General features: G+C 61.9%; 12 protein-coding genes. 7 read left to right on the top strand and 5 right to left on the bottom strand.

Going from position 1 to position 7,969, the window contains the following annotated elements; translation table 11 throughout:
• Window positions 1-403, bottom strand: a 403-nt coding sequence (locus FS320_RS15090) for a transposase (protein WP_192926291.1), incomplete at its 3' end; no start/stop codon positions are given.
• 243 nt (window positions 404-646) lie between these two features.
• The gene (locus FS320_RS15085; RefSeq protein ID WP_152712676.1) at window positions 647-895 is read right to left on the bottom strand and encodes a DUF6894 family protein; all 249 of its coding nucleotides are present in this window, start codon (window positions 893-895) and stop codon (window positions 647-649) included.
• A gap of 402 nt (window positions 896-1,297) precedes the next feature.
• Between FS320_RS15085 and FS320_RS15080 the strand changes: the two genes are divergently transcribed.
• Window positions 1,298-1,570 (top strand): hypothetical protein, encoded by a 273-nt coding sequence (locus tag FS320_RS15080; protein ID WP_152712675.1) that lies wholly within the window; start codon window positions 1,298-1,300, stop codon window positions 1,568-1,570.
• Between the two features lie 820 nt (window positions 1,571-2,390).
• Here FS320_RS15080 and FS320_RS15075 read toward each other — a convergent pair.
• Entirely contained in the window at window positions 2,391-2,696 is a 306-nt protein-coding gene (locus FS320_RS15075) for a hypothetical protein (protein ID WP_152712674.1), read from the bottom strand.
• A gap of 237 nt (window positions 2,697-2,933) precedes the next feature.
• Here FS320_RS15075 and FS320_RS45170 point away from each other — a divergent pair, with 237 nt between their 5' ends.
• Window positions 2,934-3,077 (top strand): hypothetical protein, encoded by a 144-nt coding sequence (locus FS320_RS45170; protein WP_153885307.1) that lies wholly within the window; start codon window positions 2,934-2,936, stop codon window positions 3,075-3,077.
• Window positions 3,078-3,177: 100 nt separating this feature from the next.
• On the opposite strand, the gene FS320_RS45165 is transcribed toward FS320_RS45170, so the two are convergent.
• Window positions 3,178-3,354: a hypothetical protein gene (locus FS320_RS45165; protein WP_153885306.1), complete on the bottom strand. Its 177-nt coding sequence runs from the start codon at window positions 3,352-3,354 to the stop codon at window positions 3,178-3,180.
• 164 nt (window positions 3,355-3,518) lie between these two features.
• On the opposite strand from FS320_RS45165, the gene FS320_RS15070 reads away from it, so the two are divergent.
• Both FS320_RS15070 and FS320_RS15065 read left to right on the top strand, forming a co-directional pair.
• Complete coding sequence (locus tag FS320_RS15070; protein ID WP_152712673.1) at window positions 3,519-4,316, top strand: TrmH family RNA methyltransferase; 798 nt, start codon at window positions 3,519-3,521, stop codon at window positions 4,314-4,316.
• Window positions 4,317-4,409: 93 nt separating this feature from the next.
• Window positions 4,410-5,396: an MBL fold metallo-hydrolase gene (locus tag FS320_RS15065; RefSeq protein ID WP_152712672.1), complete on the top strand. Its 987-nt coding sequence runs from the start codon at window positions 4,410-4,412 to the stop codon at window positions 5,394-5,396.
• Here FS320_RS15065 and cutA read toward each other — a convergent pair.
• The gene (gene cutA, locus FS320_RS15060) at window positions 5,393-5,728 is read right to left on the bottom strand and encodes a divalent-cation tolerance protein CutA (RefSeq protein WP_152712671.1); all 336 of its coding nucleotides are present in this window, start codon (window positions 5,726-5,728) and stop codon (window positions 5,393-5,395) included. The genes FS320_RS15065 and cutA overlap by 4 nt on opposite strands.
• 49 nt (window positions 5,729-5,777) lie before the next feature.
• Here cutA and FS320_RS15055 point away from each other — a divergent pair, with 49 nt between their 5' ends.
• From FS320_RS15055 to FS320_RS15045, 3 genes are read left to right on the top strand one after another with little or no spacing between them, the layout of a single operon-like run.
• Window positions 5,778-6,551 (top strand): NAD kinase, encoded by a 774-nt coding sequence (locus FS320_RS15055; RefSeq protein ID WP_152712670.1) that lies wholly within the window; start codon window positions 5,778-5,780, stop codon window positions 6,549-6,551.
• Window positions 6,552-6,604: 53 nt separating this feature from the next.
• Window positions 6,605-7,084 (top strand): MaoC family dehydratase, encoded by a 480-nt coding sequence (locus tag FS320_RS15050; RefSeq protein WP_152712669.1) that lies wholly within the window; start codon window positions 6,605-6,607, stop codon window positions 7,082-7,084.
• Window positions 7,084-7,956, top strand: a complete 873-nt coding sequence (locus FS320_RS15045) for an HpcH/HpaI aldolase/citrate lyase family protein (RefSeq protein ID WP_152712668.1) — start codon at window positions 7,084-7,086, stop codon at window positions 7,954-7,956. The genes FS320_RS15050 and FS320_RS15045 overlap by 1 nt, the downstream gene beginning before the upstream one ends.
• The last annotated feature ends 13 nt before the right edge of the window (window positions 7,957-7,969 follow it).

Below are 7,969 nucleotides of genomic sequence, written 5' to 3'. Positions count from 1 at the left end.
CTGAAAGCGCCTCCTGGAAGTCTCCGGTGGAGAGCCCGCGCAGATAGAGGATCGGCAGCAGCGCATCCAGGCTCTTGGTCCGCCGCGCCCATTTCGGCAGGATCGCTGAGGAAAAGCGGATGCGGTCCTCTCCCTCATCGCCGCGATCGCGGATCTTGACCCGGCTGACGGCCACCGGACCGATGCCGGTCTGGATCGTGCGCTCGGGGCCATGGCCGTGCCGGACCAAACGCTCACGGCCATCCGGCAGCTTGAGATCGCGCATGCTGGCGAGAAAGGCCTCAGCCTCGATCTCAATAGCCTGGGCCAGCAGCTTGCGAGCGCCAGTCCGCAGAATATCGGTCAGGGGATCGTCAATCGTGTCGGGCTGACGAAAGCGGACAATGTTGGTAGTCTCGTTCATGGCGTATCGCTCTCTCGAAGAGGTTCTGGCAGGCTCGACACCCGCCTCGATACGCCGCCCTTCTCACACCGTCATCACCCAGTTTCCGCCATAGCTCACCATTCGTCAATCCTCTCGTTGACCGACGAGATTGGGCTTCACTACGTTAGCGGCGTGGATGGCACCCAGCCCTACTCAAGCCCCAGCTGTGAGAGCCCCGCCCGGCTTTTGCGCTGGGGCGTTTCCTTTTGGCTCAGTGAGTCCCTAGCCAATGAATAGACCCTGCTGAATCTCCGGCAGAGAAACTCTCAGGACGTACTTGAGCCGCTCATCAATCACCTCAATGATGATCTCAGCTCGAGCATCAGGCGGCATCTCAGCCCACCGCTCCACAAGTCGATGCCCGACTTTGAGGACCTCAGCACGAGCAGCCGCTAGGTCGGGTAGGTCCACGCCATCGCAGTCCTCATCGACGCCGAACCTACTCCGAACATCTATGTAATAGAGGGGCATGGCTGCCGCAGTTCCTATTCCCTGAGTCCGCCCCTTGTTGGTCTGGGTACGATTGCACCAACTCAATGAACCGCTCAGGAACAGGGAGCCCCAGCAGACCCAGGTAGGTGTCACGAACACTCGAGTCCACATGGGACGCTGTTGTGGGGGGATGCCGTTGAGAGACAACTTGGTCGGAACGTACGATGAGCATCGAGAGACCCTGAGCAACCTTTAATCGGCACTGGAGCGGATTAACTTATGTTAGCGCCAACCCCTGGCCCATGAGCAGAGTTCCACTTTGCCAGTTCAAACAGCCCTAAGACCTTAGTTGGTCCTCTGCCTAGCTTCATATTGCGTTGATTAAGCCCTTCAGCGTGGCAAGCTACTAGGAGAGTTTTGCTTCGGAGAGACCTGTTGCCAATGGATTTTTCCGCGACCATGCTGCTGGCCTGTCTCGGTGCCGCTGCCATCTTCCTCGTGCCCTTCTGGGTCAGCCGCAGAACCACAGACCCCGCGATCACCAGCTCTGTTGATCCGATCGTAGGAGCAAAGGACCACGCATTTATTCACGACCTTGATACCTCGTTCATCCCCATGCCGGACTATCTCAGGGCTAGGGATGAGATGGACACTTGGATGGTCCGCGATCTGCCAAGGCTTACCTCACGGCTCCATGACGGCAGAATGGAATAAAGGCTTCCGACATACGTTATGATGGTTCTTAAGGAGCCTGATCGAAGGGATAGCCAAGCCTTGTCTAAGGTGGAGCTTCGTCACGAGTATTACGATCTCGAACGTCAGCTATGGGCACTAGATCATCGCTTAGCGGATGCTTTGAACAGGATCAAACACGCCTCATCCAGCGCCGATTTGGAACAAGCTCGCCAAGACGAGAAGGCAGTCCTCACTCAACTGGATCGGCTAATGACGAGAATGAGGGCGATAGAGGGTCAGCTTCTACAGATCGCCAAGAGCGAACGGCATCATTGAGATACACCTTCAGGGGAATATCAGTGCCGAGACCAACACACTTGCTATGAACGCCAACAGGACTAAGAGCAGCACCAGCACTGAGGCTAATACAATCAGCAATAAGAACAGACTGAGGCGTCGCATGGCGAGGCTCCCGCGCATCAACGGGTAAAGCCCACGGCAAATCTTGGCCCTAAAGAGGCACAACCTCGGCTAAACAAAAGAGGCCCGTAATTGGGACCTCAGTTTCTATTGGGAGTGACCGATGCTCTCAGTCGGGATAAGTCTCGACCTGTCCCTCAAGTCGGTCGATTCAAGTATCCTTACTCATTATGAATGGGCTTGACTTAGTCACACTGAAGTCTCACACATTGAGACACCAGACACTCGCTAAGTTATTGTTTCAGATAGGCTATAGCCATTGGGAGGAGTTTTCGATCCTCTCCACCGGCACCATTCCTCCGATGGGAGGGACCTCCTCCCGCCGGACCATTCGTGAAAACTCCATTGGCACCCGCTTCATGCCCCGTGTGGGAAGCGTTCACTGACCGCCGCCAGTGCCTCCGCTCCCGCTGGATCCGCCGTTGCCCTGCCCTCCGGAACCGCCCGAATTCTGTCCGCCCTGCGAGCTGCCGCCACCGGTGCTGCCAGTGCTGCCGGGATTTCCTGAATCCATACCACCGCTGCTCGACCGACCGGGCGATCTGGTCAGCGGCTGGCAGGTTCCTCCGATTTCCTGCTCGCCCTGCATGCAGGCTCGCGTCGCGGGATCCCCCTGGGCCATCGCAGCACCCTGCGAGGCCAGGAACAGCACGGTTAGCAATGGCGCCGTAATCGCTTTCATCATTCTGTCCTCGTTTCTCCAGGTTTCCTGTCGACGGATGAGCGGCTCGAATGTTTCCGCGCCGCCGCCTGCCCAGGGGCACATTCGACGGAAGACGGGTCACATCATCGAGAGCGAACAGGATCGGCGCCCTACCCAATCGTCGACGGCAGATTGCCCGCCGAGGTAGTCCCGCTGCCCATGCAGAGTTTCCAGGCACGAGGCTTAGGCTGCACGCTCCATGTCGTGGTGGAGGCACATGTGGATGTTCTCTTATTGAATGTGATGGGTTCAGCCGCCATAGCCTCCGCGGTCGTGGCCGCGGTCATGGCGACCCGGCTGTCGAGAGAGCTCGCCGGATTGGCGCGTGACGAGCCGGCCTCCGGCTCATGGCCCGGCCATTGAGCCTTCATCACCGACAGGCATAGGGCCTGCTTATCGTGAACCGGCCTTCGAGCGGTTCTCATCTCCGCTGCGGCGCCATCCGCGTCAGATCCGCGTCTTCCTAACGAATGCGCTCCTTGCCCCAGTTTTCGTGAGCGGCCTGATCGGACACCTTCTGCTCGGTTCGCGTCAATCTACGGCGCCGTCTGCTGTAAACGGCCATGAAGATGCCGATCAGCAAAGGCCCGCCGATAATCACGAGGGCCCAAACCCAACCGTCGGCTATATCCCAATCCATCGATCGTCTCCCTGCAAAGGACCGCGCCCGGCAGTCCCAGCGTTCTCAAGGGGCTAACCGGAATGCCAAGTCGTTGTTCCCGGAGATGCCCTGCATAGGCAAAGGCGCTTTCCGGCATTAGCCAGACGAGAATATCCAGGTCGGCTCCAGCTCGTAGAGACCCTATGCCCCTCGCCATCTCAGACCCCGACGACCCTCGGATCGAGCCGTACCGTGCCGTCCGGGAGCGCGATCTCGTCGGGCGGCAGCATCGCTTCGTCGCGGAAGGCGAAGTCGTCCTGAGGCTTCTCCTGAAGCAGTCCCGCTTCAGGATCGAGTCGCTCCTGCTGGCGGAGAGCCGGCTGGGGACCTTGGGCGACGCACTGGATCTGCTGTCTCCCGAGGTTCCGATCTACACGGCGAACCGGACAGTGATGGATGCCATCGTGGGCTTTCCGATCCACAGAGGCATCCTGGCCATCGCCCATCGGGCTCCCCTGCCGCCGGTCGAGGAATTGCTCTCGCAGATGCCCGGGAATGCGCTGGTGGTCGGCCTGATCGGCTTGGCGAACCATGACAATGTCGGCGGGATCTTCCGCAATGCGGCGGCCTTCGGAGTCGGGGCGGTTCTGCTCGACCAGGAGACCTGCGATCCGCTCTATCGCAAGGCCGTCCGTGTGTCGGTCGGAGGGGCTCTGGTGGTGCCTTTCACCAGGGTCGCCTCGGCGGAGGCGATGGTGCAGGGCCTGCAGGCAGCGTCCTTCGACGTGATTGCCTTGTCCCCGTCAGGCAATGAGATCCTCTCGCGAGTCAAACCGTTCCCGCGAACTGCCCTGCTCCTCGGAGCCGAAGGACCTGGGCTGCCTCCGGAACTGCTGGCCCGGACCAGAACCGTATCCATCCCGATGAGCGGCGGCTTCGATTCCCTGAATGTGGCAACCACGAGCGGAATTGCCATGCATCATCTCTCCGGAGATGACTGACATGGCAATTCCGCTCGCTGACTTGTGAAAAGCGGCTCTCTTGTCTCCAAGCGTAGCCGTTCTAGGCTTCTGCTCCCACGCCTGGAGACACTCATGACAATCACACGCCGCACCGTTCTTGCCAGCACCGCCCTCGCTGCCACCCCCCTCGGAGGTCCCGCCTTGGCCCAGACCGCCACCTCGAATCCGGCTCCGACGCAGGGATCCGGCACCCGCCAGGCGCCTGGCTTCTATCGCTACAGGGTCGGCGATATCGAGGTGACGGCCATCAATGACGGCTCTGCCCCGCGTGCTCTCGAGGGCTTCATCCGCAACGCGGAACTCTCGGCCGTCCAGCAGGCGGCCCGCGAGGCATTCATGCCCCAGGACACCATTCAAAACTCCTTCACCACGCTCGTTCTCAATCAAGGTGGCCGAGTGACATTGATCGACACGGGCAATGGAGATTCGGGCGCTCCCACGACGGGCCGGTGGCTGGACAACTTCCGCGCGGCCGGCTTCGACCCGTCGCAGGTCAACACCGTGGTCATCAGCCACTTCCATGGCGACCACATCAACGGCCTTCGTCGCAAGGACGGCACAGCCGTGTTTCCGAATGCCGAGGTCCTGGTGCCGGCGACCGAATGGGCCTTCTGGATGGACGATACCCGCATGAACCAAGCTCCTGAGGCTGCAAGAGGTGGTTTCCAGGGCGCCCGCCGCGTGTTCGGTCCCATCGCAAAGGACGTGAAGCACTACGAGATGGACAAGGAGATCGTGCCGGGTCTGACGAGCATCGCCGCGCCGGGCCATACGCCAGGACACACGGCCTACATGCTCTCGTCGGGCTCGGGACGCCTGCTGATCCTCTCGGATACGGCGAACCATCCTGCCCTTTTCGTCCGCAATCCTGACTGGTCGGCCGTTTTCGACATGGATGCCGACCAGGCCCGGGCCACCCGCTACAAGATGCTGGACTTGGCCGCCTCCGAGCGGGCACAGGTCGCCTTCTATCATGCGCCCTTCCCGGCGACCGGCCATATTGCGAAGGACGGCAGCGGGTTCCGCTTCGTGCCGGTGCAATGGAGCCCGGCTGTCTAGGGCGTCGGCTGGCTTCCAGCCGTTTCCGTGAGAAGCCACTCCAGGGTGGCCGCATCCGCGCCGGTCGGCTCGATGAAGAGAATGACCGGCGTCTCATAAGGATGCCTCTCCTTGATCGCCCGGTGCACCTGATCCTGAAGGCCCGTGCGGGTCTTCAGGATGGCGACCGCCTCCTGTCCCTGCTCGATGCTGCCCTTCCAGGCATAGACGGACCGCATGCCCGGCAGCACGTTGATGCAGGCGATCAGCCGGTCCCGGACAAGTCCCTCCCCGATCGACAGGGCGATGTCCACATCGGGAAAGGTCGTATAGACGAGAAGTGGGCGATCCATGCTATGCCTTTCCTCCGCATGCGGTCGGACTCAACGAGGGTAACTGGGCATGGCCCGCCGTTTCAACAATGTCGCATTCGTCGCCAGCGCCGCGCCCGACGCCCAGGGCGCCCTGAAGACCTTGCAGAGCCGCTATCCCCATGTTGTTCCCGAGGAGGCCAATGCCATCGTGGCGCTCGGCGGCGACGGTCTGATGCTGCAGAGCCTCCACAGGTTCATGGGCACGGCCAAGCCCATTTACGGCATGAACAAGGGCACGGTCGGCTTCCTGATGAACGATTACCGGGAAGAAGACCTGTTCGAGCGGCTGGAAGCGGCCGAGCGCGGCGTCGTTCACCCTCTGCTGATGGTGGCCTGGGACGTGCACGGCGTGGCGCATACGGCGCGGGCGATCAATGAAGTCTCCATGCTGCGGCAGACTTACCAGGCCGGAAAGTTGCGCGTGAGCGTCGATTCGCACGTGCGGATCCCCGAGCTCATCGCCGACGGCATCCTGGTTTCGACGCCGGCCGGATCGACCGCCTACAATCTCTCCGTCGGCGGGACGATCCTGCCGCTCAATGCGCCCCTGCTCGCCCTGACGCCGATCTCCGCCTTCCGTCCCCGCCGCTGGCGCGGGGCGCTTCTGCCGGATTACGCCAAGATTCAGATCGAAGTCCTAGAAGCCGAGAACCGCCCGGTCAGCGCGGTGGCGGACCACACAGAATTCCGCAACGTCTCCCACGTGCATGTTTCAATGGACCGCAGCGTCGATCTCGTGATGCTGCACGATCCCGGCCACAGCCTTGACGAACGAATCCTACGGGAACAATTCGGCTATTGATGGCAGCAAAGGCATGGGCTCCAACATGCCGGTCCAAACGATGAGGCAACGACATGAACGATGAGAACAGGCACCCGAGGGGCGGCCTCTATTTCGAGGATTTCGTCGTCGGCACGACCATCGAGCACCGCCTGACCCGGACGGTGACGCAGATGGACAACATGCTGTTCTCCAACATGACGCTGAACCCGCAGCCGCTCCACATCGATGCGCATTTCTGCGCCACCGAAACGGAATGGGGCAAGCCGCTCATGAATTCCCTGTTCACGCTCGGCCTCATGATCGGCATCTCCGTCAACGACACCACGGTGGGCACGACCATCGCCAATCTCGGCATGACGGATGTGAAGTTTCCCGCGCCTCTCTTTGAGGGTGACACGATCAATGCGACGACGGAGATCGTCGCCAAGCGCGAGTCCAAGTCCCGACCCGATGCCGGCATCGTCGACTTCATCCACCGCGCCTACAAGCAGGACGGCACGCTCGTGGCGGAATGCCGTCGGCAGGCCCTCATGCGCAAGAGGAGCCCCTGATGCGGTCATTGCTTTTCGTGCCGGGCGACAGCCCGAAGAAGCTCGAGAAAGGCATGAATTCGGGAGCCGACGTGCTCCTCATCGATCTCGAGGACTCGGTCGCACTCGACGCCAGGGAAGAGGCCCGGCGCATCACCGCGGCGTTTCTCTCCGAGCAGAGCAAGGACGCTGAACGTCCCCGTCTCTTCGTTCGCGTCAACGGACTGACGACAGGCCTCATCGATGCGGATCTCGACGGCGTGATGCGGTCTGCTCCGGACGGGATCGTGCTGCCCAAGACGGTCGGCGGAGCGGACGTGGCCCATCTTGGCGCCAAGCTGGCGGTGCGCGAGGCGGAATTCGGCTTGGCGGATGGCGCTACCCGGATCCTCGCCATCGGCACGGAGAATGCCGCCGGCGTGTTCGCGCTGGGTACGTTCGCAGGCGCGAGCCACCGTCTCATGGGCCTGACCTGGGGCGGCGAGGACCTGTCCGCCGATCTCGGCGCCGAGGCCAATCGTGGAGAGGACGGCGCCTATACGGATCCGTACCGGCTCGCCCGCTCCCTCGCCCTTCTGGGCGCCGCGGCGGCGAGCGTCGATGCAATCGATTCCGTCTTCACGAACTTCCGCGACATGGCCGGCCTCGAAGCCGAGTGCCGGGCGGCGCGGCGCGATGGTTTCGTCGCCAAGATGGCGATCCATCCGGCTCAGGTGCCGGTGATCAACGAGGCCTTCACTCCGTCCCCTGAAGCTGTCGAGCGAGCACAGGCCGTGATCGAGGCCTTCAAGGCCCATCCCGGAGCGGGCGTCGTCGGCGTCAACGGCGAAATGCTCGACCGCCCGCACCTGCTGCGGGCCGAGCGGCTCCTGAGGCGCGCTGGCCGGCTCTAGAGCGGCAAATTCC

The sequence above is a fragment of the Microvirga tunisiensis genome, assembly GCF_009296175.1.
Taxonomy (GTDB): Bacteria; Pseudomonadota; Alphaproteobacteria; order Rhizobiales; family Beijerinckiaceae; genus Microvirga; species Microvirga tunisiensis.
Note: the sequence above shows the minus strand (reverse complement) of the source record. Positions and strands in the feature narration are given on the sequence as shown.